The sequence below is a fragment of the Sphingobium sp. SJ10-10 genome (genome assembly GCF_036038995.2).
GTDB lineage: Bacteria > Pseudomonadota > Alphaproteobacteria > Sphingomonadales > Sphingomonadaceae > Sphingobium.
Window position 1 is genome coordinate 45,227 of record NZ_CP158135.1, and the last position, 24,225, is coordinate 69,451.

At 61.1% G+C, this 24,225-nt stretch carries 22 protein-coding genes; 4 read left to right on the top strand and 18 right to left on the bottom strand.

Going from position 1 to position 24,225, the window contains the following annotated elements; all coding sequences use genetic code 11:
• Positions 1 to 118: 118 nt before the first annotated feature.
• Both VVT58_RS22125 and VVT58_RS22130 read left to right on the top strand, forming a co-directional pair.
• A complete protein-coding gene (locus VVT58_RS22125) occupies positions 119 to 1,372 on the top strand; it encodes a DNA repair exonuclease (RefSeq protein WP_206377603.1) in 1,254 nt (417 codons plus the stop codon).
• Entirely contained in the window at positions 1,359 to 4,844 is a 3,486-nt protein-coding gene (locus VVT58_RS22130) for a YhaN family protein (RefSeq protein WP_327753047.1), read from the top strand. Before VVT58_RS22125 ends, VVT58_RS22130 begins: the two co-directional genes overlap by 14 nt.
• A gap of 86 nt (positions 4,845 to 4,930) precedes the next feature.
• Here VVT58_RS22130 and VVT58_RS22135 read toward each other — a convergent pair whose 3' ends face one another.
• Positions 4,931 to 6,835, bottom strand: coding sequence for an AAA family ATPase (locus VVT58_RS22135; RefSeq protein WP_327753048.1), 1,905 nt, complete (start codon positions 6,833 to 6,835; stop codon positions 4,931 to 4,933).
• Positions 6,836 to 7,124: 289 nt separating this feature from the next.
• Between VVT58_RS22135 and VVT58_RS22140 the strand changes: the two genes are divergently transcribed.
• On the top strand, positions 7,125 to 7,502 hold the full coding sequence (locus VVT58_RS22140) for a hypothetical protein (RefSeq protein ID WP_145907821.1): 378 nt from the start codon (positions 7,125 to 7,127) through the stop codon (positions 7,500 to 7,502).
• Between the two features lie 49 nt (positions 7,503 to 7,551).
• Here the strand turns inward: VVT58_RS22140 and VVT58_RS22145 are convergent, their stop codons facing one another.
• The 13 genes from VVT58_RS22145 to VVT58_RS22205 form a co-directional block, all read right to left on the bottom strand.
• Entirely contained in the window at positions 7,552 to 8,130 is a 579-nt protein-coding gene (locus VVT58_RS22145; RefSeq protein ID WP_066564465.1) for a hypothetical protein, read from the bottom strand.
• 10 nt (positions 8,131 to 8,140) lie between these two features.
• The gene (locus tag VVT58_RS22150) at positions 8,141 to 8,617 is read right to left on the bottom strand and encodes a UPF0158 family protein (protein WP_206377604.1); all 477 of its coding nucleotides are present in this window, start codon (positions 8,615 to 8,617) and stop codon (positions 8,141 to 8,143) included.
• Between the two features lie 251 nt (positions 8,618 to 8,868).
• Positions 8,869 to 9,948 carry a sigma factor-like helix-turn-helix DNA-binding protein gene (locus VVT58_RS22155; RefSeq protein ID WP_066564467.1) on the bottom strand — a complete coding sequence of 360 codons (1,080 nt, stop codon included), beginning with the start codon at positions 9,946 to 9,948 and terminating at the stop codon, positions 8,869 to 8,871.
• The gene (locus VVT58_RS22160; RefSeq protein ID WP_082749235.1) at positions 9,935 to 10,891 is read right to left on the bottom strand and encodes a HEPN domain-containing protein; all 957 of its coding nucleotides are present in this window, start codon (positions 10,889 to 10,891) and stop codon (positions 9,935 to 9,937) included. The genes VVT58_RS22155 and VVT58_RS22160 overlap by 14 nt, the downstream gene beginning before the upstream one ends.
• The gene (locus tag VVT58_RS22165; RefSeq protein WP_066564469.1) at positions 10,888 to 11,502 is read right to left on the bottom strand and encodes a hypothetical protein; all 615 of its coding nucleotides are present in this window, start codon (positions 11,500 to 11,502) and stop codon (positions 10,888 to 10,890) included. Before VVT58_RS22165 ends, VVT58_RS22160 begins: the two co-directional genes overlap by 4 nt.
• Positions 11,503 to 12,026: 524 nt before the next feature.
• Positions 12,027 to 13,862, bottom strand: coding sequence for a ParB/RepB/Spo0J family partition protein (locus tag VVT58_RS22170; RefSeq protein ID WP_066564471.1), 1,836 nt, complete (start codon positions 13,860 to 13,862; stop codon positions 12,027 to 12,029).
• Positions 13,863 to 13,907: 45 nt separating this feature from the next.
• A complete protein-coding gene (locus tag VVT58_RS22175) occupies positions 13,908 to 14,099 on the bottom strand; it encodes a hypothetical protein (protein ID WP_066564473.1) in 192 nt (63 codons plus the stop codon).
• Between the two features lie 372 nt (positions 14,100 to 14,471).
• Positions 14,472 to 14,810 (bottom strand): hypothetical protein, encoded by a 339-nt coding sequence (locus VVT58_RS22180; RefSeq protein WP_066564475.1) that lies wholly within the window; start codon positions 14,808 to 14,810, stop codon positions 14,472 to 14,474.
• Between the two features lie 267 nt (positions 14,811 to 15,077).
• Complete coding sequence (locus VVT58_RS22185; RefSeq protein WP_066564477.1) at positions 15,078 to 15,365, bottom strand: hypothetical protein; 288 nt, start codon at positions 15,363 to 15,365, stop codon at positions 15,078 to 15,080.
• A 53-nt stretch (positions 15,366 to 15,418) separates the two neighbouring features.
• A complete protein-coding gene (locus VVT58_RS22190) occupies positions 15,419 to 16,351 on the bottom strand; it encodes an ArdC family protein (protein WP_066564478.1) in 933 nt (310 codons plus the stop codon).
• A gap of 378 nt (positions 16,352 to 16,729) precedes the next feature.
• Positions 16,730 to 18,028 carry a Fic family protein gene (locus tag VVT58_RS22195; RefSeq protein WP_066564480.1) on the bottom strand — a complete coding sequence of 433 codons (1,299 nt, stop codon included), beginning with the start codon at positions 18,026 to 18,028 and terminating at the stop codon, positions 16,730 to 16,732.
• 7 nt (positions 18,029 to 18,035) lie between these two features.
• Positions 18,036 to 18,305, bottom strand: a complete 270-nt coding sequence (locus VVT58_RS22200; protein ID WP_066564767.1) for a hypothetical protein — start codon at positions 18,303 to 18,305, stop codon at positions 18,036 to 18,038.
• Positions 18,306 to 18,400: 95 nt separating this feature from the next.
• The gene (locus VVT58_RS22205) at positions 18,401 to 18,799 is read right to left on the bottom strand and encodes a DUF3768 domain-containing protein (protein ID WP_066564769.1); all 399 of its coding nucleotides are present in this window, start codon (positions 18,797 to 18,799) and stop codon (positions 18,401 to 18,403) included.
• Positions 18,800 to 19,179: 380 nt separating this feature from the next.
• Here VVT58_RS22205 and VVT58_RS22210 point away from each other — a divergent pair, with 380 nt between their 5' ends.
• On the top strand, positions 19,180 to 19,473 hold the full coding sequence (locus VVT58_RS22210) for an HU family DNA-binding protein (RefSeq protein WP_066564483.1): 294 nt from the start codon (positions 19,180 to 19,182) through the stop codon (positions 19,471 to 19,473).
• Between the two features lie 644 nt (positions 19,474 to 20,117).
• Here the strand turns inward: VVT58_RS22210 and VVT58_RS22215 are convergent.
• The 4 genes from VVT58_RS22215 to lldD form a co-directional block, all read right to left on the bottom strand.
• Positions 20,118 to 20,879 (bottom strand): SDR family NAD(P)-dependent oxidoreductase, encoded by a 762-nt coding sequence (locus tag VVT58_RS22215; protein WP_066564490.1) that lies wholly within the window; start codon positions 20,877 to 20,879, stop codon positions 20,118 to 20,120.
• 22 nt (positions 20,880 to 20,901) lie between these two features.
• Positions 20,902 to 22,086, bottom strand: coding sequence for an acetyl-CoA C-acyltransferase (locus VVT58_RS22220; RefSeq protein WP_066564493.1), 1,185 nt, complete (start codon positions 22,084 to 22,086; stop codon positions 20,902 to 20,904).
• Positions 22,087 to 22,200: 114 nt separating this feature from the next.
• On the bottom strand, positions 22,201 to 22,956 hold the full coding sequence (locus VVT58_RS22225; RefSeq protein ID WP_066564495.1) for an SDR family NAD(P)-dependent oxidoreductase: 756 nt from the start codon (positions 22,954 to 22,956) through the stop codon (positions 22,201 to 22,203).
• 74 nt (positions 22,957 to 23,030) lie between these two features.
• Positions 23,031 to 24,215, bottom strand: coding sequence for an FMN-dependent L-lactate dehydrogenase LldD (gene lldD / locus VVT58_RS22230; RefSeq protein ID WP_066564771.1), 1,185 nt, complete (start codon positions 24,213 to 24,215; stop codon positions 23,031 to 23,033).
• Positions 24,216 to 24,225 lie beyond the last annotated feature (10 nt).

Here is a 24,225-nt window from a genome sequence, read left to right on the forward strand (position 1 = left end):
ACCATGACGGGTGAATTATGACGTGCTTGTCCTGCTCTGAGGGCTTTGTATTGGAGGGAATTTTCCGAGACATTCTTGGATGATTTGTGCCATGACGTCTGGGCGGGGAGATACTCGATTGACTGGATTCACCTTTGTCCACGCAGCTGATCTGCACCTTGACAGCCCACTTCTCGGACTAGCAGGTAAATCGGCTGAATATGCCGCGCGTGTCGAAGCGTCATCGCGCGAAGCGTTCGACAATTTGGTCGAACTTGCGATTCACGAGGGTTGCCGGTTCATGCTACTGGCCGGCGACATTTTCGATGGCGATCTGCGTAACTTCCAGACCGGCCTCTATTTCATGGAGGGAATGCGCCGGCTCGACGAAGCCGGGATCGCCGTATTCATGGTGCTCGGAAACCATGATTCCGCCAATCGATTTGCCGACAAGCTGTCCCTGTCCGGCAACGTCCATGTTTTTCCGAAGGCCAAGGCCGCCACGCATCTGCTCGACGATGTCGGGGTTGCGATTCACGGCCGGAGTTTCCCGCGCCCGGATGTCTCGGAGGATCTGGCGCGTGAGTATCCAGTGGCGGCTCAAGCATTGTTCAATATCGGCGTGCTGCACACCGCATGTGCTGGCAGCGAAGGTCATCATGCCCGCTATGCGCCCTGCACGCCCGAGCAGCTCGCAAATCATGGATATGATTATTGGGCGCTAGGCCATGTCCATGCCCATGCTGTGCTAAGCGAGCACCCGCATATCGTTTATCCAGGCAATCTCCAGGGTCGCCATCCGCGAGAGACCGGTCCCAAGGGTGCGGTGCTGGTCAGGGTTGATGAAGGTAAAGTGGTCGGCCTTGAGCATAGGGCACTAGATGTCGTTCGCTGGGCATCGGTCGCTATCGATGTTTCCGGGACAAAGGAAGAGCAGGAACTGCTGGACCTCATACGCAGCCGGCTCGCGGATTGCGCCGAGGCTGCCGACGGTCGACCCCTTGCCCTTCGGTTGACCGTAACCGGCACAACTCCGCTCCATTCCAGGTTGATCCTCGAGCGGGGGGCTTTCCGGGAGGATGTTGAAACGCTGCTGGCAACGCTCTCGCATGATGTTTGGCTTGAAAAGCTGAAACTGGAGACCCAGCATCCGGCTGTCCCCGAGGCGGTCGACCCCACTGTTGCCGGAAGGCTTGATCAGGAGCTGACGCGCCTAAGCCAGGACAGTGCGATCGCGGAGGTTCTCGAGGCGCGGCTCGCTGAAATTCGCACGAAATTGCCTGCCGGTGCCCATGCCGACTCCTTCATCGAGCAGATGCGCGCAGAAATCCCCGAACGCGCTGCCGCTCTGGCACGCAGTCTTGTGAGTGAGGCTGGTCATGCGCCTGACTGAACTTCGCCTTGAGAATTATGGCGGTTGCGCCAGCCGAGAGCTGGTCATCCCCGAGACTGCGGGGCTCACGGTCGTGTTTGGTGCTAACGAGGCAGGCAAGAGTACCAGCCTCGAGGCGATCAGCGATTTCCTGTTTTCGATCCCGAAGAATACGCAGCGGGGTAGCCTGTTCGGCTATGACGGCATGCGTATCGGTGCATCGATGCTGTTGGCCGACGGTAGCGTGCTGACGTTGAAAAGGCGCAAGGGCAATGGCCGAACTTTGGCCGATTCGGCAGGCACCGCACTCGACGATACAGTCCTCGCACCTGTTCTTGGAGCAATCACCCGGGACAGGTTCGAAACGCTCTTCGGTCTCAACCATGAAACCTTGCGCAATGGCGGCGAGCGGTTGCTCCATGCAGACGGGGATATCGGGCGCCTGATTGTCGAGGCGGGTGGCGGCTTGCGAACCCTTGTTTCCCGCCTAGAGGGTATCAATGCTGAAGCGGACAAGCTTTTTGACACGAGGCGTTCGGCGAGTCGTGTCTTCTACCAGCAGCTGACCTTCTTTGAGGCGGCAGACAAGACCGCCCGCAGCGCACAGCTGACCCGTGAAACCTATGAACAGACGCGCAAGGCGGCCTTGGCCGCCGCGGAGAAGCTGGGCACCTTGCGTGACGAGAGGCGCAGTCTTGGCACGTCGACGGCGAAGCTCGAGCGCGTGCTGCGCGTCGCTCCGTATCTCCGTCAGCTCGACGGTCTGGCGCTGGCACTGGGTGCCTATGACGATATCGCCTCCTTCCGAGACGACTTCGCCACCAAGGTTCGAGCCGCATTGGACAAGAGAAATGAGGCAGCAAAGCATCTGGATGGAGCCATCGAACGAAGGGACCGGCTCAAGGCCCGGCTAGACGCTCTGGTCGTGAATCAAGCGCTCAAGGCGTCGGAGAAGCGTATCCGTGATCTCGCCGAGCGTGCGATCCACGTCCGCAAGGCGCGATCCGATCGTGCCAATCGCCAGCGCGAGATCGATGATGGCGAAGCCCAACTGGCCGCATTACGCCGAATGCTCGGCCTTCCCGCAGATGCCGAACTATCTGCGCTCATCCCTGATCAATCGGCGCTCGACCACGTGCGTCGCCTTGCCGAAGAGGTGCTGGAGCGGCGGCCAAGTCTAGCTAATGCTCAGCTCCGCCTCGGCGAACTGGCAGATAAGCTCGCCCTGCTTGGCGACCGTCTGAATGCGGCGCGTGCGGCAGGGTTTGATGCTCCATCCGAAGCGTCGTCTTCGGTCTTTGCAAGCCTTGCTGCCCAGAAGTCGGCGCACTTGGCGCGCCAACAGGGGCTGGACAATGACAGCGAGGCATTGACCAAACGGCTCACGTTGCTCGGCTTCGACACCGTCGACGCGCTTGCCGCGTTCACCTGCCCAAGCGCGGAGGATGTTCGAAACGAACAGGTCGCGCGTGAGACATTGGGTTCGCAGCTTGAGGAGCAGGCCAAGCTCAAACGACAGGCGGAGCGCAGCATCGCCGCCGGTGAGGCTGATATCGCAGAGCTTCAGGCTTCCGGGATCATTGCGAGCGACACGTCACTTGCCGAGGCGCGTACCACGCGTACGGATGCATGGAAGCCGATAAAGTCAGCTTATGTAGGCGGACAACTTCCGGACGATGCAGACTCACGACATGAGGCGGCCGACAGGTTCGATGCTGCGCTCGTGTCTGCCGATGAACTGGCCGACCGCCGTGCCGCAGAAGCTAAACGTGCTGCCTCGCTTGCGCAGGCGCTGCGCCGTGTGGCGGATGCGCAAGCAGAAGCCACGGCGGCCGAAAACGAGGCGGACGCGCTTTCCAGGCAGTTGGAAGCGCGCGGCGCGGCATGGTCGAACAGTTTCCCGGACCTCCATGCCAGGCATCCCGAACTTGCGTCGCTGCTGTTGTTTGCGCAGGCACGGCAACAGGTGCTGGACGAAGCTGAAAGGCTGCGCGGTCAGTCGAACGCCCTGGCGGTCGAGGAAGCCCAGCTCGCCCCCACAGTGGAGCTGCTTGAGCGGATCGAACAGCGTCGCAATCTGGATCCCTCGCTGTCGTTTGCAGAGCGGGTCAGTGCGGTGCAGAGCGCAATTTCCCGGCATGAACAGGCGCATGCCGACTTCACTCGGGACCAGCGCGACCAGGAGGAGATCGCGCAGCAACACAAGCGTGTCGAAGCCGACTTGCAGCTGTGGTCCGATGCCCAGGCAGCCTGGGACGGAGGATGGCCGACTGCAACGAAAGCACTGGGGCTCAGGCCAGATGTTACGCCGGCGGATGCCAGCATTGCGGTCACCGAATGGGCCGGCGCGCGCGGCGTTCTGTCGGCTATCGGACAGTCGCGCCACAGGCTCCAGCGAATGGTCGAGGATGAGGCCAGCCTAGGGTCAGATGCCAGTAGCCTTGCAGCAGAACTCGAGATCGAGGTGAGTGACGATTGCGTGGTCGCGGCTCAGATGCTGGTGGTCCGGCTTGAAGCCAATGCCACAGCCCAGACGCAATATGATGGCCTCCTCCCCGACTATGAGGAAGCGAGGGTCGAGGCGGGCTACGCACAGGATGCGGTCGGCTCTGCTAAGGTGGAACTGACGGCGCTGGCGGCGTCCGTGCAACTCGATCCCGCTGACGACGATGCACTATTGGAGGCAGCCGTACGTTGCGAGGCACGGGTAGGACTTTGCGACGAGATAGGCCAGGCAGAGCGGACCGCGATGGATGTTGGTGACAAGCTTGATCTCGCCGCTCTTCGAGCGGAATGGGACGGCCGTGATCTCGATGAAGTCCGGACAGACCTGGAGGAGCAGAAGGCCCGCACTTCAGAAGCCGAGGGTGAAATCGAGGCGGCCGTCCTCGCGGAAAAGGCCGGACAGGACGAACTCGCCGCCTATCTGAGCCAGAGCCAGGTCAATCACGCAGTGGCTGAACGGGAGACAGCGGCGGCGCAGATGCATCTCGCACTCGAGCGATATCTCGAACTTTCGGTCGCGCGCGAGTTGGTGACTTCGGCGATGGCAACGATCCGCGCGGAGCAGCAAGATCCGCTCATCCAGCGGGCAGGAGAGCTTTTCGCGGCGACCACGCTAGGCGAATTTGCCGGTATCGAGACCGATATTGACGACAAGGGGCATCCGGTTGTCGTCGGACGGCGGGCCAATGGAGGCATCGCTTCGGTGGCCACCATGAGTGATGGCACGCGCGACCAGCTCTTCCTCGCGTTCCGGTTGGCAAGTCTTGAAAACTATGGCGGGGCGACCGAGCCTCTACCATTCATAGCCGACGACATTCTGGTTCATTTTGATGATGAACGCAGCCGGTCAACACTCGATCTGCTCGCCGAATATGGCAAGACAAACCAAGTTCTGCTCTTTACCCACCACCGCAGCGTTCGCGCTCTGGCAGAGCCGCTCGCGGCGGCGGGGGTCGCAAACATTATCGACCTAGATCGTACGGCATAATTACACTTCAGCAGACTTGCCGCTGGAGATAATTGTGAAGTGCGGGGGTGCGTGAGGATAGGATTAGTCAATGAAGCCGCCCAGCGCTAGTCGCCGAGACGGAATGCGTCCTCCCACTGATGTTTAGCGGCGCCTGTTCGGAGGTTTTGGAGCAACCCATCGACAAATGACTCAGCATCACATGCGGGCTTTGCACCTTCGGCATGGCGTTCCGGCTGCTTAAGGTTTTGGAGGAGTTCCTGCACCTCGGCCTTGATGGTATCGTCCTTTTTGATCGCGAGATACGCCTCGAAGGGCTTTCCTGCGGTCCCGCGAGGCAAACCGATCCGACGTTCGAAATCGGGGATGCTGACGTGATGGGCCACAGCAACACCTAGTGACTTCGCCTGGTTGACCAGTCTGCGAATTTCTGCATTGTGCGCCCATGAGCCTGACTTAGCCAAGCTACCGTCCTTATTTTGCTTTCCATCTTTGCCGTGTGGCCAGTCACAGTCATGGAGAACGCCAAAATCCTTCTGGAAGTGAATTAGCATCTTCATAACTGCGCGAATTTGTGGTTTGCCCCGCGCTTTGATAATCGTGACTTGATCGATGAGTTCGTGTCCTGCTTCGACTACTGCGGCGATAAAGGCGGCATGTTCGGTGTCACCCTCTACTATGATTGGGTATGTCCCAAAAAACACTTCACAGAAGGTCGGATCCATCTCTTGGATCGCTTTCAAGCTCTCTTTTTCATCGGCCTGAAATTCTGCTTCGTCGGTTCTGAAAGTTTTTGGGCTGAAGCCCCCATCGGCATGTTCGCGTTCCAGCCGGAGTATTGTAGTGTGATCCATGGCTGGATTGATGAAAAGGGGCGAGTGCGTGGTCAACATGACCTGCCATTCTGGCTGCTGGGCAAGTTGGTACAACTGTCGCTGCGCCGCACGGGCCGCGAGGGGATGCAGCGCGTTTTCCGGCTCGTCGATCAACAATATATAACCGGGTAGTGCAGGATCATCGGCATCCTCGGGCAGCGCGCCGCCATCCTGAATCGAATCAATTTGGGCTTGGATCTCCTTTGCCTTCTCCGCATCCTTTTGAGCTTTTCCGAGATCCTTGGTCAGAGCTTTAATTTTGTCATCGCGGAGCTTTTTATCGCTGACTATGCGATTGCGAACCTGGAGCATGGTCCAAAATAACGCTCGCTGTGCGCCGGCTCCTTGCTGAGACAGCTGAACTTCAGCTCCACCATCGGTGACGCGCAGACCGGAGCCGTCAGCGATTAGCTTGGCTGCATCAAATTTTGGTGCTGCTGCCTGGACATCAAGCTTGACTGAAAGACCGGGAAAGACGCTGGTGAATCCCTGTTCCACGTCTGATACGGCTGCGCTGAATTTGGCCTCTTGTTGTTTTACGATCCCGTTGACGCCGTTGGTCAGCTGCGCAACCGCTTGAGCTAACGCGGTATTCGCATCCGCCGCGGCATTCGAGAGTGCAGTGCCCACAGGCTCAAGCACGAGCTTCATGAGTGCCTTCTCCGCCTCTGTTGGATCTCCCCGGGATCCAATCCGAACCGGCTGCGGTAGTCGGGACTTGAAGACATTATCAGCTCCGCCGGCTTTGCCATCCTCAGCATAGCCTTCGTTTTCGATTTGCCCCGGCCTCCGCGTTTGCCTGATCGGAAAGAGTTTGCTGTCGCCAACGTACGACTCGTGCCATTGCCAGCGGCTCGTCAGGATTCGATGATCCCCCCTTTTTTCCTTCCACTCTTCACTGATGTTTCCAATTCCATCCGGGATATGGATTTCAAGTATGACCTCGGAAGGCTGATCGGCTGTAGCATGGGCATGGCGGTCGCGAGACCAGTCGAACTTCTCACTTCCTTGAGCGAGCTCGTACGCGCGAAGTAGCGTCGATTTCCCAGAATTGTTTCGACCGACAACGCAAACCACATCGTCTAACGCGACGCTGACGCCATCGGGGCCGATGCAGCCAATATTCCGGACGAACATACGCACTAGCTTTGATCTGTTTTCCGCCACGAGAATAATCCCACATCATATCTGTTACGAGATCGTTATGACTGCGTCCCCCCTGCGGGTATAGTCCTAATCGACCCAGATTGGAGGAATTCATTTTTCTGGATAGTGGCGCTGCCGATGTTCTACCGATCCGTTCATCTTATGTGCGTGCGGGCGTAGCACCGCCATCGCCGGTGGGCGGAGAATAAATGTCGATCAATCTGGATCGATTATTGGCTGGAATCATGAATGCATTCGTCATATTCTCCTTGAGAATCAGATGGATGATGCGATGGCAAAAGGGATTGAACGCCTGGTGCTTGACGCGGCGGCTGCCCATGCGGAGGACCTCGCGCTCATGGCGAAGCACATCGTCGATGTGACGCTGAAAGCGGCTGTGCTCCGCGCCATCGCCGAAAATCCAGATGCTTTTGGGCTCGACACAAATTGCAGCCTGCTCGATGCGATGGGGGTCGTCTATGAGGAGATGAACGACCCGTGTGTGCATGAGTTCGTCCGTGAAGCGTTGGAAGCTAATCTATCCCTCCCCGCCGAAAAGCGGGCCGGCCGTTCGCTTACGCCCGACCGGTGGCGAGAGATAACGCTGGCAATGCTGAGCCACCTTCAACCTCCCGTACAAGGCAAGCCGGCGAACTAGCGTGCGGGCTGTCACGCCGTGCCCAAGATGCAGGGCTGGTGTGAAGCTCTCAAACTTCCTCGCTGGGGTCCTGGATTTCGAGGTGTATCCGCCATCCCTCGAAGGACATGAGCATGCGGCCAAATTGCTCCCAGTTCACCTCACGCCCGTCGATGATCAGCAATGGCATATAGTCGGAGGATTCAAGGTCGCAGGTTAGTCTGCCTCGAACTGTCGTTCCCGAAATGGCCAAACCCAATTCGCCTTCGACCAGATGAACCACAGCAAGATCATGCCGCATCCGTTCCAGCAGGCGCGTCATAAGGGCAAACGGATCGGCATCTGCCACGCCATGGACCTGGAACTCGTAGCCCTCCTGTTCGTCGGCTCTGACTTCAAGAGCTTCCAGCGTCAACATCGTGCCGAGGAGCCGCAGTATAAAGTGAAACCGATGCTTGTCCCCGTTCGCATCGGGCAATTCCATGGGCTGGAAGTCGACATGGGTGAACCTTATCCCGCTCAGGCGGGCTACCTCCTCATTGTAGCAGCGGCTGCAAAGGTCCCGGTAACCTGTCTCGATACTTCCGAAGTGCGTGACCTCGAAGGCTGGAACGCCGCTATGGCACTGGTCGCATGCAATGGTCGACATGGTTCTGGGCTCAACTCCTGCCTGTCGCAGCTGAACGGGTATCGCGCATCCAGGTCAAGCCGACATCGTCGCACCATTCGCACATGGCTGCCTCGACCGCGCGTTCCTCATAAGCATACCATCTCTCCAGCGCGCCCTTCGCCTCCAACAGATCCTTGAAACGCCTATAGGCGCCCTTCCGGCTGAAAATGTCCCTCGCTTTGTCCCGCATTTCTGGCAGTTCTTCAGCGACGAAAGCGAGCGCGAGCCTTTTCCCAAGGTCGAGATCGCGTCGATGGGGTACGATAATATAATCGCCTTCCTCGGGATTCTCCGGCAATTCCTCCGCATCGTCCATCTCCACATTGTCGGACACAAAGAGGATGCGGCCCGATTGCCTGCAGATATAAGCGTGATGTTCGTCATCTTGTGATGCGCTGACAAACTCGAGCGCCTCGATGAGGTCGCTCAGGAGGAGGGAGCGCGCCTGACCATTTTCCGGCATCATGCGCACGCCTCGTCACTCATAGCGGGGATTTTGAAACGGGGAGCGTGGGGCCGACGGGCCATTCTCCTCACCATTGCCTCACGGTGCCGCATCGGCAGAGCCTCACTACTGTTTCAACAGGCTCCCTATTATAGCTGCTTTCCACCGCGCCCGCACTATGGACAGAAAGATCCGCGCCGTCCCAGCTGAACCCCTGGAGTCGTCCTTGTTCGCGTCGGTCAACCGCGGCAACGTGGAGAGCAGCTTCGATATCATCGGGCCTGGGCATCAGCGATCTCAGGCACTTCAAAAACGGTCGGCCCTTTATTATTGTTGCCCTCGGACACCCCGGTTTCGCCTCTGCCTGGCATGCGACCGGGGTAATTTTCTTCCAAGACCTCCGTTTGTGACCGCCTGGAGAACTGCCGCCGCCGCCACACCCACCGTCGCTGAATGTTGAACTGCAGTCGGAATGCCAGCGATGAAGTGCGCCAGCCGCACACATATCGCATTGCCCTGTCGATCCGTCGCCGGGCGGCACGTGCGCTGATGCCCAGCCGTTCCGCGATTTCCTCATCGGTGCGTCCATGGCGGATGAAAAGGAGCCAGGCGTCATGGGTGAGCGGCGGCAGGTTAGCCAGTCGTGCCTGCATCAGTTTCTGCCTTTCGGTCAGCGGCGCGGCGTTGAGGTCCGGGGCGGGATGATAGCCCTCTTCATCCGGCAAGGGGCGGCGGCGAACCTTAGGCGTGGGATAGCCGTGCGGATAGTGACGGTCTGGCGCGATCCTATCGGCCAGCCATTCGTCGAAGCGCCGCCAGCCGGAATAGGATATCTCCCGCCGCACCCGATCCAGCCGCCGGCGCACTATGCTGCGCCAAAGCGGTATATGCCGCCAAAGATTGGCCGTGGCGGTTCCGCGACGGCGCGACCGTTCGACCGCCCTGCGCAGCTGGGACGGCAAGGTCGCGACAATGAGCGCGGCGACCGCGTCGTGATCGGCCTCGATAGGCTCGGACGGTTCAGGCCACAGGATAGCGCCGCTATAGCCGCTCTCGGCAAGGGTCTGCTCGGCCCAGTCGCGATGTTGGCGGCGCAATTGCCGTTCCAGGGCTGCGATGGCAAGACCGCCTGCGTCAGCTGGCATGCGCTCCGGTACGTCGAATGCGCAACGGGCATGGATCATGGTCCGTGCTTCGGCGAGGCAGAGCGCGATGCTGGTCTTGTCGGTGGCCAGCCCCTCTGCCATCGCTGCTGGCTCGACATCGTAAAAATTGTGAAGCCGGAACAGAATGCGCGGCAGCGCGGGGAGGCCGTCCATCCCGGCCAGCCATTGCTCTTCATAGCTGTACATGTTGGCCTCCCTGGGCGGAACAATGATGGTGACGTGACAAGGTCGCTGGAGCCATGGCGGCCAGTCGTTCCCGGCATAGCTCCCCAACCAGGCCACGCAGCTGGATGACGCGTTCCATGGCCCAGGCCAGTTCCGCGTCGGTGATCGCAAAAGTGGGCACATAGCGCGCCTCGACATAGGCACGACGGATAAGGGAGAAGCATCGGCGCTCGAACCGGCTGTCTCCCGGCCAGATCGCCTTCAGGCGCACATCGTGGAATTCTGCCAGCTCGCGCAGTTCGTCGAGCGCGTGGGTGCGTCGTCCATGCAAAGCCAGCGTCCAGCTCACGCACTGGTAGAGATGCTCGCAGGCCTGGTGCAGCAACAGCGCCGTCATCGGGTTGTTGGCTTCGTTCCGGTAGAAAGCGGCGCCGGTCAGGAAGTCACTCGCCCGCTTGTACCAGCGCGCGAATTCGACCTGTGCCCGCGCATGCCGTTCCGATGGCGGCAACAGCCGCGGCGACGCGAACCGGAATCCCTCCATCTCATAAAGCGAGATGCCCTCGCTCGCCATGGTGACGAAATCCGGTATGCCTTCGGCCAGGGCGCTGTTGACCTGCTGCAGGCTGTGGACGGTCAGCCGTACCGGGCGGGCAATCTCACCAAACTCCCATGCGCGGCGCAGACGGTCGCGGACCAGATGCCAGTCCTGCTTCCTGCGCACGAGCTTGGGATGATTGACGATCGCCCACAGCGGGAGGGGATCTCCCGCTCCTCCATGCCATGGGACGATCCGGGCAGGGGGACCATGGAGGATCAGCTTGACTATGTGTCCGGTCCTGTATTGCTCGGACAATCTGCCTTTGAGGGTTTGGGCAAACGCCTCGAACAGCAGGGCCGTGACCGTGCGAAGCTCCTGTCGCACTGGCCTGGGCAGCTGGTCGATGCCAGTGCCGCGCATCATGACCGACCCTCCTTTTGCCCGCGACGCCAGCCTGGGGGGCGGGGATGCCCGGTCACCTCATGGACCCTGTCGAGCAGGGCGCGTAGCAGCGGGCGGACCTGCTCAACGGTGAAGCCGCCATCATCGGGTTCGGGCTCTCCAAAGAGACGGGGCTGGTTCCACTTCCAATAGGGGTCGAGAACCACCGCCAGCCGGGCCATGTCGGGACAGTCATGACCCAGGCCGGTGGCATTGGCGTAGGTCAGCGATTTGGCGACATGCAGGCGGATATGGCGAGCACACCATGGGTCGGGAAAGCCGATATCCAGCAAATGCGAGGAAAGCCCCAGCTGGGCGGCGATCCCGGCGCGATAGAGAAATTGCGGCCAGTCCTGATCCAGCCTCGGGTGCCGGTCTGGAAGGAAGGACTCGGCCCGGTGGTAGCGCACGCGGCTCAGCTTGCGTCCTGCCCGGCTTCGCAGGGGCGAGGTGGGTTCATCGTCATAATGCTGGTGGAGTGCCGCCAATGCCTCGTCCCAGGGCGAAGCGATGGCGGTGGAAACGGCAATCGGCGTGGCGGTCAGCGCGCGCAACAAGGCGCGGCGCGATGTGACAGGAGCGGTCTTACCCATATGCACCTCCGGTCCGCATCCATGCGGGTCAGGCGGAAGTGTTGGGGCGGATGCGGTACGGTCCCGAACTCCCGCGCGCTGAGCGCGGGAGCCCCGGGGCTGGTAACATGATCCGAAGACATGCGCCGCCGTTTTTAGCCCGAAAGCCTGGACATATACGACAGCACCCCGAAAACGATAAGTTCTCGGGCTATTTTTTTCGGATCGGGATTACCAGTCCCGGAGCCACCCTTTACGCAGCACCTCGCCACGATAGCAGAAAGAATGAGTAAGGCCAACATGCTGGAGAATAAGCCGAATTCACGCGATTGGGCGTGCGCCGCTGTACGAAAAAAAGCCGGAGCACCGGCTCCAGCTCGTTTCAAAATACAGTTACGGTGGTCCTACGGTGCACTTGACCGGTCTGGCGCCGCGCGACCTTGGGAGCGCGGCGCCCGCGCCGGAATCAACGGCGCGGCGATGCGCATGAGCGCATCGCGCCCGGAAGCAGGGAAGGGGGACGACTTGCGTCGCCCCCCAAACATTCAGGCCAGTTCGTCAGCATCCTCATTGATGTCCATGTCGTCCATGGCCTCTGCCTCATGGCTCTCAGGCTTTTCGGGCTGGTCGAAAGCGCCGATCCGCATCGGCTCAGGGAGCCACTGGGCTGGGAGACGTCCCGACACATTGACGGCAAGGTCGGCCTTCTTCTTGATGGTCGCGCAATTGTCGGCGCTGGCATCACCCACTTCCTGCTGCAGCAGGCTAACCAGTGATGCCCGCTTCATCCGGTCGAACAGGCCAATGGGTGCCGACCAGCGCTCCGCGATATCGACCGCGCTGGCCTTGGCGATCTGTTCGAACTGGTGGTGACGCGACGACAGCATGCCACCGGCAAAGACGGTGCCGTCCACCATCATCGCGACCAAACCACCCAACAGGCTCATCTTGTCCTCGGTGGCCATCCGCCGGATCGCGTCGAACCGTCCCTCGGTCGGCAGGGAGGCAAAGCGCGCTGCCATCATTTCCTCAACCGGCTGGACATCGCTCGCTGCCATCATCTCGTCGGGTACGTCGGTTTTGACCCTGTCCGCCTTCAATTCAAGGGCCAGATGATAATCATAGGCGCCATGGAGAAGCTGACCGGCCAACGAGTCCAGCAGAATATCGAGCGCGAGTGCGGGGTTTGCCGCCACCGCCTCCTGCACGATCTGGGTCTTGATCCGGGTGAGATCGGCATAGAGGCTATTGGGATAAAGCGGGGCAGGGCCACCCGCGACGCCCGTCGCCTTGACCTTCTTTTCGGCCTTGGCCCGATAGATGCGCTGGCCCAGCGTCCCATCCCGCGAAATCCACAGCGCGATGCCGCCGACCGCTTTCTGCTCGCCATTGTAGGAGCGCAATGCTGCCGTGATAGCGTCCCGCTCGTCGATCAGCGGCGTGATCCGTTCACTATCCTCGCCCTCTTCTTCCGCGATGGCCTCGATCTGCGTGTCCAGTTCGGCCATGCGTTCGGCTTCAAGGTCGCTGGGTTCCCGTTCGACGGGATAGAGATAGCCCTTGTTGTAGAGATCATAGGGCTGGTCGAAGGTGGCGGTCACTTCGAACCAGCCGCTTGCCTGATATTCTTCGGCCAGTGCGTCCAGCTTGGCTTGCGCCAAACCTTCGATCAATTCGGGCTGGTCGGCATAGCCGCCGTCGCCCTGCGCAAATAGATCGGGCGTGATCGTGCCGCCCTGTTCGACATAGGCCTCTCGACCCACAAAGAGGAATGGCCCGCTCTGGGTGGTGAGCTTTTCCTCGGTGAGCATCGCCCTGATCCGGTGCGCCTGCCCATGCGAAGCCTTGAACACCCGAAGCTGTTCGGCATGATCGTCGGACAAGGTGAGGGCTTTGGCCGCATCAAGGGTCAGCTGATCCTTGGCGAGAATGTCGATCAGCTTGGGATTGAGCGCGGAAAGGCGTAGCATACGCGAGACGTAGCTGTCAGCATAGCCGAAGCGGCCCGCAATCTCCGACGCCGACATGCCGCTATCGCGCATTGCTGCGAAAAATCTAATAGCATCGGCACTGTGGAGTGCCTCCCTTCCGGCATTTTCCGCGTAGGAAAGCTCGATAGCTTCTTCTTTGGTCCGAAGCTCAACGGGGAAGATGTCACTGTTGCTGATCTTCTTGCGCTTCACCAATTCCTTAAGGCCGCGATAGCGACGACCGCCTGCAAACACCCAGAACAGGTCATCCTCTTCATAGGCAATGAGGTTCTGCAACAGGCCGTGAGCGGCGATATCGTCGGCCATGGCGTTGATGGCCGATGGCTTCACGCGGCGGATATTGAGGGGGGAAAGGCGAAGCTGCGACAGCTTGGGGGTAATGATAGCCATGATGGAAACTCCTGAAATCTTGACAATGTGCGGGGGAGGGGAGGGTCAGTCCTCCAAGGCAGACAGGTCATCGAACTCGGCCGATGCGCGCTGCGCGGCGTCTCCGGCGAAGGTCGCGCCGGTAAGCGGGTAGAAGAAAACCCGGTCGCCTTTCTTGTAGGGGGTGCCGCTGGTGCAGACCCCGTCAACCTTGGCGCGTTTCCAGTAGGGATCGCCCTGATATCGTCTGGAAGGCATTGTTCTCACTCCTTTCTCTGGCTGAAAGCCGCTTGCTCTGCGGCATGCGGCTCTGCTGCTCCGGCGAGGAGCGGGATGGGGAGGGAGGGCAAAAATCGACCGCTGGCGCGGGCGAGCCGCCTAGCCTGGTCGCCGCCCACAGGGCGGCGGGCTCCGGGGTTGGCGGATTACACGGGCGGTCGATTTTTGTTCGGGAACGAAAGGGCAGGGTCCCTTGGTGTTCCCCGTCTGTGTGGCCTTCCTCAGGGAAGGCCAGCAGGACAGCAGGCCATGCCGCGCAACCGCGCGTCAGTCCGTTGGTGAATGATGGATGGGATGGAGCTTCTGGCGGCTCAGCGCATCAGGCGAAGCGGCTGCTGCATCAATGGCCGATCATGCCGGGGCGCGGTATCGCTCCCAAAGTACGCCCATCGCGTCGTTATATCCCCAGGCGTCGGCATAGACGGTGGATTGCTGGGCCAGATAGGCCATGATCGTCAGCATATCCTCCGCGATGATCGCATCGACATTGCAAAGGTGCAGGATAGGAAAATGGCCGCAGTCCAGGCCATCCCACCAGGCCAACAAAAAGTCAGCGATCTTCGATGATGCGCCGGTTTCTGCCGCGCGGGTCGGGGGCAACGCGATCTCGAGCAAACGTCCGATCGCAGCGCCGGCATCGTCAAAGCTCACGGCTCGGATGACGGGCCGGCGTTGCGGTGAATCTGTCATCTGCGCCCATCCTGCCAAACGTGTCGCGTCTCGTGCACCACTGACCTGCCATAGTCGGTGGCTGTTTTCAAAGGGGTGTCGAAGCCGCGCCGCCCGCCTGCGGGGGGCGCGGCGATTTTTCGGGTTCCAGCGAGATTGGTTCCCGCAGTCAATACGCGATGTATAGCGCTGTGTGCCGCGCTGTGTGCCGCGAGAAACATTTGACCGATCAGCGACAAGGCTGCGCCGTGACAGCGGCGCTTCCCTGTCGCCGGGTCGGGCCCTCCATCACGGGAGGGCGCGAACATCGCCCCTGATGATCTGGAAGCCAGCGTTTGCCAGTTCGTCGCAAAGGGCTTTCTCTCGCGCGGCTTGCTCGCCGGTCGTCGCGATATAGGCGCATCGCCCGTCGTGAAATGCAAAGCCCGCTCGTTTCACGCACGCCCAGAATCGCGCGCGGATACGGTCGCTCCAATCGATCGTGTCGGAGGAGGTGTGGAAGGCGGTCACGGCGTGGACCGGCCCGTAATTCTCGTCGCGCCAATCAAGGCCGATGATGGGGGACTTGTTGGTCATGATGGCAACCCTGCTGCCAGAGGGGAGGGCGACCTGAGGGCCGCCCGGGATGCTCAAGCGGCCTGCTGGCCTGCGGCGGTTTCGGCGGCCGCGAGAATGAAATCGCTGGCGGCCTGTGCTGCGGTAGCGGCCTGAAAAATGGCGCGTTTGTCTCCGCGAAGGACGGTGAGCCAACTCGCAAGGTAGGCGGCATGATCCTCGCGTTCGGTGGGTTCCATGCCCAAAGCTGCGCAGACGAACGATGCAGAAATCTCGGCTACCGCCTCTTCCTTCGCGCGCATCGCGATGCTGGTCCCATATTTTTGCAGGGTTTCCCGGTTCAATCGGCCGATACTGCCAACCGCATGGGCACATTCATGCGCCAGCGTGGCATAATAGGCGTTGCCGCTGGTGAAACTCTCGAACCGGGGCATGGTGATGGTGTCGGTGGCTGGGCTGTAGAAGGCGCCGCCATCCTTCTCCATGATCTTCACGCCCAGCGCGGAAAAGACGGAATCCAGATGCGGATCGCGGCTGTCGCGGTTCTGTATGACGGGGGCAGGGGTCGGAAAAAGCTCTCCGGGGAGACCTTCAATTTGCTCACGATTGAACACTGTAAATCGCTTCAGGAAGGAAATGCGCCGTTCCTTATCCTCCTCGTTCGCCTGACCATCCTCACCCTTTCGGGCGATCGATCCGGCATAGACGATGCGGGTGCCGCGTTCGCCCTTCTTGACATTGCCGCCCAGTTCCAAGGCTTTCTTGAAGGTCATCCAAGTGGGATTGGCGTAGCCGCGCGCCATGCTCTGCGCCCACAAGAGCAGGATGTTGATGCCCTGATAATGGGCGCCGCAGGTGCGCAGCGGCAGGCTGGCGGAGCCGCTTGCCCAGCTTGGCGACCATGGACGCACACCCTGTTCCAGTAGAGCGATGATCTGATCCGTGACCTCCTGATAGATGTCTGCGCGTTCAACATTGCTGCGAGCCGTCTTGTTGTTCCGTGCCATGGGATTTTCCCTTCCAATCTGAAGCCGAAGGCGATGGCGCCATCGACTTCTGCCAACTGGCGAAGGCGGGAGGGTTGAACCGGCAATGTCAGGGCTGGTTGGCGGGGAGGGGCATCACCCGGCTTGCACAAGCGCAGCGCGGAAAGCTGGGGATACCCCGCCAACCACCAAGCGAGCGGAGCGAGACGGTCCAGCCCTTGCCGGGAAGGGAGGAGGCCACCTCCCTTGACGAGAAGAAGAGCATGGCCGCTCGGCGGCCGCCGCTTCGTGCGAGGGGCGTCACCGGAGGGCCGAAACCGCATCGCGGGTTCGGTTGAGCGCAGCGAAATAGAGCCGGGCCGCAGGCCGCACCCGACACATCCTTGGCTTTACTTTATCTCAGCGGCTGCGGCCCCGGTCCGGCGCCGGACGTCGGGATGGCTTGGAGGAGCCAAGGACAATCCCCTCATCGAAAGGTCTGCCTGCGCGCATATTGGCCGCGATCGCCGTGCGCGCTGCATCGGTCGCGCCTTCCACGAGACGGGGACCATCCCCCTTGGCGCGGGATGCTTGCTGCACCCGCTCCAATAGCGCCTCTGCTCCCAGAAAGCGGGGGTCCGCCTTGTTCTGCTCGGGCGTGTTTTTCAGAAACAGGTCGGCGAGGCGCTCCTGCGCAGGAGACTGGGCAGAAGGAAGGATGGGCCGTTCGAGGGATCGAACGGTCCGCAAGACTTGCGCAGGCTGCTGGGTATTGATCCGCGCCGCCAGGGCCGCGCCGATCTCGCGCACCCGCTCCAAGGGCGTCTGCTGCGCCGTGATGACGGCATCGACCTCCCTCTGGCCAAGGTGCGAGAGTAATTGCGTCTGATAGAGTGGTCCCTTGGCATGTCGCACATAGGCAAGTTCGACGCGGGCGGCCGAAATTCGCGCTTCAGCCTCTCCGCCCTGCACCAGCTTCTTCAGTCGATCGGCCGCTTCGGCGCGCGCCGCCGGCAGATAGTGATCCAGCTCTTCCCGGACTTTTGCGAGGGGCAAGCGGTAGCGCTGGCCGGTCGGCGGATCGCGGGGCGGCAGAAAGGCGATGCCGCCTGGCCCGGTTCGCGGGAGAAGAGGAGCGCCGGGATCGACGGCGGCGGCCGCAAGGGTCGCGCTGAACAGACGATGATCGCCGGTCAATAACCCATGGCGAGAGGCCTCGCCCCAGGCCTGCTTGTCGATGCTCGCGATGCGGATTGGGTGCCCGGCGTCGCGTGCCAGCTGCGCTGCATGGTGGCGCAGCGTGCGCGCATTGCCCGCGCGGAAAGGGTGGATGGCATGCAGCTCGCCCAGATGGTGGCCCAGGCGGTCGAAGAAATCCTCGGGCGCCAAACCTTGAAGCCGATCATGGCGGGCGAGATCCTGAAACGCCGCTGACAGCGCGCCCGCGACATAGGGGGCGTGGGTGAACAGGCCGCCGGTCTCGCCGATATTGACGGTGCGGTCCTGGCCCGCCCAATCATAGAGGTCCCCAAAGAGATGCTTGTGGCGCGCCCGGTAACCGTCAGCGTCCGGCGAAAACGTCATGCGCGCGGCCTCATGGCCGCGCGCATGGGTCAAAAGGCGCTCGGCCTGTGCCAGGGCCCGCTCGTCCCGCAACTCCAGACGGTTCTGGAGCGTGGTCGAACCGGGATAGAAAGTGGGGTCGTGATCCGTGGTCAAGGCAGGATCAAGCGGCAGAGGCGGCGATGCCGCGGCGAAGGAGGCCCGCGACAATCTGGGTGACGAGGGCGGGCGGGACGGCTTCGTCCATCAGCATATCGAAAAGCGCCGCCTCATTGGCAGCCAGGCCTGTGCCGGTGATGGCAAGATTGGCGCGCGATTCCTGCTCGTCGAGCCGCCACTGTGCGACCTCATCGGGCGTCCCGCGAACGAAATCCATCGTCCTGACCTGCGCCCGGATCGCCTCGATATCAAAGTGAAACTTGGTAAAGCTCATCGCCACCATAACTATCCAAAATGGAGTGAAATGACAATGAATCACGATCGCCCTGAGGGGGCATCCGCCGCCCCGCTGCGCGGGGCGGCGGCGATTTAATATTCGCTGGCGAGCAAGATGGTCAGCACCCGCGTGGTCTGCTCGGCATCCCAGGGTGCCTCACTGCCGAACTCCAACGCCTTGTCATAGCTGTCGATTTTCCAGAAGACGGTTTCTCGGATCGTCTTCTTGTCCTCCGGCCGACGCTGCACCCATTCGCCGGAAGGAAGGCGATAGATAGCGCCGAAATCATGCTCCCCGTGGGGATCATTGCCCTCGTCAAACTGGTTGAAAGCCATGATCGCGGTGACGGCGGCGTGGCGATCCAGATCCTCCAGCGCTGCAAAGCCGGCCGTCATGACGGCGCGACCGGCCACACCGGGCTTCTGCCGCGCCAGGTCGTTCAGCGTGCGGATGCGCTCAACCTTCTGGTCGTCGGTCAATTCGATGCTCATATTCTGCTCCTCCATTGCAGGCCGAAAAGGCCACGGCCTCACGGCCCTGCTGTTCCGGCGAGGAACGGGATGGGGAGGGGAGCAAAAATCGATCGCTGGCGCGGGCGAGCCGCTTAGCCTGGTAGGCGCCCATCGGCGCCGGGCACCGGGGTTGGCGGATTACACGGGCGGGCTATTTTTGTTCGGGAACGAAAGGGCAGCGCCCTTGGTGTTCCCCCGCGCGCAGCAGCATGGGCTGAGCGCTAGCTCGCATCATCATTGGCAAAATGGGATGGGGGTGACGTCGTCTGACCATCAAAACAACGCCGCCAATAAGGATTGAATGGCGCCTCGCCTTTCTGGCAAAGATTGGAACGGTAGGTAAACAAAGGGGGACGCAGGTGATCCGTTCGGATTTGACGACAAAAGTGGCTGGGGAAAATCCGGCGCTCCCGCCGGAGGTCGTCGAGAAGATTGTCGATCTCTTTTTCGAGCAGATTGTGGACAGCTTATCGACGGGTGGCCGGGTCGAACTGCGTAGATTTGGTTCATCCACGACCCGAGCGCGGGAAGCGCGCATCGGACGAAACCCTTCGACGGGCGAAGAGGTCGCCGTGACGGCGAAGCGCGTGCCATTTTTCAAGCCCGGCAAAGAAATGCGCGAGAGGCTGAAAGCCGAGAAAGCGACTGCCTGAATATGGCTCGCTGCCAAGCCCTCGATTTGACGGCAATGGCGTCCGTTTGGATGAGCGCCATGGCGGCCTCTGTGTTATCGGAGACATTAAGCGGGCTTTCTGAGCAGGAACTGCAATCCTCGGTGCTCCGCGCCGACGATAAGCGCGGCTTTATCTAAAGTATAAAATCGTATATAGTGGGCAATCAAAAGTCACATTTTGCGCGCGGCAAGTTGTGCGATAATAAGAATTATGTTAAGCGGACATGTTCCTGCTAGTTAGAGATGTTGTCGTTTCCCGAAGATCGGTGGACTCTGACTGAAACGGGACCGATTTACCGAAGATCACCGGACAAATATTACCGAAGATCGGTGGATATTTCCCTTAGATTCGGTGGACTCGTCTGATCGTCAGCTCCTTATCCTTGAGAGGACTCGCGCTGCTACATTACTACGAACTGCCAGCTTCCGGCCATAGCGTAATGTCGTTGTCGGCGAACTCCACCGCAGCGCCTGGGGCCAACTGCTCGATGCCTTCCCTCCCCACGAATGCGCAAACTACCTCAGGAATAGCGGCTATGCTTCAATCTAATCAGGACAGACTCTAGATGACGTTCTGACGATTCCAAGGGGTATGGTCGGACCTGGCGCCAACACATTATTTCATCACCGTGGCGCCATCCGGATGGCGCCATCGAGGCGGATGACCTCGCCGTTCAGCATCGGATTGGCGATAATGCTCTCGACAAGCTGGGCATATTCCTCCGGCTTGCCCAAGCGGCTGGGATGTGGAACCTGCGTGCCTAGGCTATCCTGCGCGGCCTGCGGCAGGCCCATCAGCATGGGCGTAAGAAAGGTGCCCGGTGCGATGGTCATCACCCGGATCTTGTGTTGCGCGAGGTCGCGCGCGACCGGCAGTGTCATGCCGACCACGCCCCCCTTGGACGAGGCATAGGCGGCTTGGCCAACCTGCCCGTCATAGGCGGCGACCGATGCGGTATTGATGATCACGCCGCGCTCTTCGCCAACAGGATCGGCGGCCGCCAACTTTGTGGCGAACTTGCTGATGACGATGAAGGTACCGATTAGGTTGATCTCAACCGCCTTGCGAAAGGCATCGATCGGGTGCGGCGCATTGTCCCGTCCCACGGTCTTAATAGCCGGCGCGATCCCAGCGCAATTGACGAGGATACGCGCGACGCCATGGGCAGCCTCCGCCTCCTCGATCCCGGCGATCACGCTGGCTTCGTCCGTCACATTGACCTTGCAGAACAGGCCGCCCAGGGCCTGCGCCGTCGCTGAGCCTATTTCTTCGTTAAGATCGAAAATGGCGACCTTGGCGCCGCGCCCCGCCAGCAGCTTTGCAGTAGCGCCGCCCAGACCTGACGCGCCGCCAGTGACGATCGCGCTTACACCCTGAAACTCCATGGCTTTTATCCTGTTCTAAAAATCAGACGAGTTCGACGGCCATGGCGGTGGCTTCGCCCCCGCCGATGCACAGACTGGCGACACCGCGCTTGAGCCCGCGAAGTTCCAGCGCGCCCAGCAAAGTCGCCAGGATGCGCGCGCCCGACGCACCGATCGGATGGCCAAGTGCGGTCGCCCCGCCATTGACGTTCAGCCTGTCTTCGGAAATACCCAAATCGCGCGCGGCGATCATCGGCACGAGGGCGAAGGCTTCGTTGATCTCGAACAGATCGACATCGGACACGTCCCAGCCCGCTTTGGCCAGCAGTTTGCGGATCGCGGGAACCGGCGCAGTCGTGAATTTGGCGGGCTCATGGGCATGGGCGGCCGTGGCGATCACCCGTGCCACGACCGGTAGGCCGAGCTTCTGCGCGACGCTCTGCCGGGTCATAACCAGCGCCGCGGCGCCATCAGAAATGGACGACGCGTTGGCGGCGGTGATCGTGCCGTCCTTGATGAAGGCGGGCTTGAGCGTCGGGATCCTTTCCGGCTTCGCCTTGCCGGGCTGCTCGTCAGTGTCGACGACCACGTCGCCGCCCCGGTTGCCGACCGTCACGGGCGCGATCTCGCGCGCGAAAGCGCCGCTGGCGATCGCGGCATTGGCGCGGCCGAGCGATCGGATCGCGAAATCATCCTGCTGCGCGCGCGTGAACTGATAGTCGCGCGCCGCGTCCTCGGCGAAGACGCCCATCGCCTTGCCTGGCTCATAGGCGTCCTCCAGCCCGTCCATCATCATCGTGTCGATGATCCGGTCATGGCCGATGCGGGCGCCGCCGCGATGCTTGGGCAGGGCATAGGGCGCGTTGGTCATGCTTTCCATGCCGCCCGCTATCGCGACATCGACCGACCCGGCCGCCAGCGCATCATAGGCCATGATCGCCGCCTGCATGCCCGACCCGCACATCTTGTTGACCGTGGTGGCCTCGACCGACTGTGGAAGGCCGGCGCTCAGCGCCGCTTGGCGCGCGGGCGCCTGGCCGAGCCCGGCGGGCAGCACGCAGCCCATATAAATGCGCTCGATAAGGTCGGGCGCGACGGCGGCGCGCGCCCTGGCCGCCTCGACCGCGGCGGCGCCCAGATCGGTTGCCTTCACGTTGGCAAAAGCGCCCTGAAAGCCGCCCATCGGCGTGCGGGCGTAGCTGGCGATGACGACGGGATCATGGGACATGATAGTTCTCCTTAGGTCGGCGTCGGCAATCGTCAGATAGGGTTTTGTCGACATGCACGTCCTACCAAATATAACGGATTGAACAGCGAGCAGTGATCTCGATTTCGCTGGCAATCACAGCGTCCACCCGCCGTCCGCCGCATAGCTGCCGCCGGTCAGGAAGCTAGCGGCGTCCGATGCAAGAAAGACGATGAGGCTAGCGATCTCTTCAGGTCGCCCAGGCCGCGGGATAGGAAGCCCTTTTGCGAACTGCGCAATGGTTTCAAATGCCTGGTCATCGCCTCTAGGGCGCACCATTGGCGTATCCACCAGGCCCGGATGCACCGAATTCACTCTTATGCTTAATGCGGCGAGATCGAGCGCAGCCACTTTGGTCATGCCCGTCACGGCATATTTGCTCGCGACATAGGCGATCGCCCCACGCTCCGGTTGCAGACCCGCAACAGAGGAAATGTTCACGATCGCCCCGGCGCCCGCGCGGCGCATGGATGGCACCACCGCCTTCATCCCCAGAAAGCAGGAGAGCTGATTGATCTCGACGACCCTTCTATAGTCGGCCTCGCTAACTTGATCGAGCGGCATGATCGGCGCCGTCGTTCCAGCATTGTTTATGAGAATGGAGACCGGACCGAAGCGGTCTTCCGCAACGCGCACGACATTTTCCCATTCGCCGGACCTGCTGACGTCATGCATCATGAAGTGCGCATTGTCGCCAATAGCGACCGCGACCTTGACGCCCTCCGTCTGCTGTGTGTCAGTCAGCAATACCGTGGCGCCCAGAGCCGCCAGCGAACGCGCCGTTGCCGCGCCGATCCCGCCCGCGGCCCCGGTAACGATAGCGATACTGCCTTGCATGGAAACCTGTTCCATTATCTGTCCTATCTGTAAGGAGCCAGACGTTCCGACGCCTTGAAAATCGTTGAGAGCAACTATCGAACCCGTGGTCAGATTTCCGGCGCAGCGCCGCGATTGGCCGTGGACGCGGCAAAGGCGCTCAAGCTGTCGCGGCCGATCTGGGAGAGGGACGTCGCGCCCGTCAGCGCCATGCCGACCCGCATCTCCGCCTCCAGCAGGGTCAGCATGTTGGCAACCGCCTTTTCGCCTCCGCCTGCCAGGGCGTAGGCCCATGCGCGTCCCAACAGCACGGCCTTGGCACCAAGCGCCAACATCTTCACGACATCGAGGCCGGAGCGGACACCACCGTCTGCCATGATGACCGTATCGTCGCCAACGGCATCGGCAATCACAGGAAGCGCGCGCGCCGTCGACAACACGCCATCAAGCTGACGGCCACCGTGATTGGAAACGACAATGCCATCCACGCCGTTCCGCACGGCCTCTCGTGCATCCTCGGGGTCCAGAATACCCTTCAAGATCACATGACCCTTCCATTCCGAACGGATAAAATCCAGATCCTTCCAGCTCGTCGCCGGATCGAAATTGTTGCGCATCCAGGCAAAGAAATCTTCCAGGCCGGTATTACCTGCCAGGATCGGCGCGACGTTCCCCAGATGATGCGGACGACCCCGGATACCGACATCCCATGCCCAACCCGGGTGCGTCATTCCCTGCCAAAGCCGGCGTATCTGCCCCGCGAGCCCCGAAGCACCTGCCAGCCCGCTGCGATAATCGCGATAGCGCGTGCCGGGCACCGGCATGTCCACGGTAAAGACCAGGGTCGTGATGCGTTGGGCCGCCGCCTGGGCCATAAGATCGCGCATGAAGGCCCGATCCCTGATCATGTAGAGTTGGAACCAGATCGGCTTCGTGACGGAACCGGCGACTTCCGGCAGCGAGCAGGCCGAAACGGTGGAAAGCGTGAACGGCACATCCGCAGCTTCCGCCGCACGCGCAGCCTGCACTTCACCCCGGCGCGCGTTCAATCCTGCAAGACCGATCGGTCCCAGAGCGACTGGCAGATTCAGGCGCTGTCCAAGCAAGGTCGTACCAAGATCGATGACGGAGACTTCGCGCAGTATACGCTGGCGCAGCGCGATCTGCTCGAGGTCCGCCACGTTGCGGCGAAGGGTCGATTCGGCATAGGATCCACCGTCCATATATTCGAACAGAAATGGCGGAAGACGCCGACGGGCGAGTTCGCGATAGTCCGAGATCGACGCCGCCTTCATCATATGCCTT